A 258-nucleotide genomic window follows, 5' to 3' on the forward strand; every position below is an offset into this window, starting at 1 on the left:
GTCCCCACTCGATGCGGGAGCCTGAGGTGAACGGCGGTACCGGCGGGCGGCATCGAGACTTCCGCGTCCTCGAGGTAGCCGCCCGCCATGAATCGCTCGTCGTCGAGATCTTCCTGGCTGATCGGCCGTGTGAAGCGTGTAACGCGACCGTCCGGATCAGTGATCTCCGCCTTGGTTGTGCGGGTGGAGGTGTCTGCCCTCGTAAGTGCCACGTACTCTGCGCCGACCGCGCTGATCGCAACCCAGGCGAGCAAGAGG

The 258-nt window shown here is 65.5% G+C and carries 1 protein-coding gene; it reads right to left on the reverse strand.

Going from position 1 to position 258, the window contains the following annotated elements; all coding sequences use genetic code 11:
• A partial coding sequence (locus ACQG3P_RS20375) for a DUF5956 family protein (protein ID WP_426806058.1) occupies positions 1-258 on the reverse strand: 258 nt, incomplete at both ends.

It is taken from the genome of Stenotrophomonas sp. SrG (assembly GCF_050031795.1).
Classification (GTDB): domain Bacteria; phylum Pseudomonadota; class Gammaproteobacteria; order Xanthomonadales; family Xanthomonadaceae; genus Stenotrophomonas; species Stenotrophomonas rhizophila_A.